We start from the raw sequence: 506 nt of genomic DNA, 5'->3' as shown, positions 1-506 counted from the left end.
GCCTACCTAAAGGAGTTAAAAGCCCTCAGCCAAAAGCGGACCGAAAAGGACAAAGCCAAACCGTCCAAACACTGAGGGCGCAACACCCGCTCAAATACCTGCCGCACATCGCAAACCTGCCCAAAAGCAGCTTTTACTACCACCACCAAGACCGACCCGACCCCGACGAAGCCGACAAAGCCCTCCTCGTCGAAACCTACCGGCGGCATAAAGGACGCTACGGGCAAAGGCGCATTGCCGCAGCATTGGGTTGGAACCACAAAAAAGTGGCGCGGTTGATGAAGCAGTTGGAACTGAAAGCCCTCATACGGGCGAAAAAAGCCTACCGCCATCCCGCCATGGGCGAAATATCGGAACACCTCCTCAAACGTCTGTTCACAGCCCGAAAGCCCAACGAAAAATGGCTGACCGACGTTACCGAACTCAAAGGGAAGGACGGCAAACTGTACCTCTCGCCGATATTGGACCTGTTCAACCGGGAAATCGTCGCCTACGCCATGAGCCGC

The 506-nt window shown here is 55.5% G+C and carries 1 protein-coding gene; it reads left to right on the top strand.

Annotated features, from left to right (window positions below; translation table 11 throughout):
• On the top strand, positions 1–506 hold a 506-nt coding region (locus ACTHTQ_RS11285), incomplete at both ends, for an IS3 family transposase (RefSeq protein ID WP_440363969.1).

Source organism: Neisseria sp. P0020.S003 (assembly GCF_051957095.1).
Lineage (GTDB): Bacteria > Pseudomonadota > Gammaproteobacteria > Burkholderiales > Neisseriaceae > Neisseria > Neisseria subflava.
The sequence above is the reverse complement of the archived record's forward strand: the minus strand, read 5'-3'. Positions and strand labels throughout refer to the sequence as shown.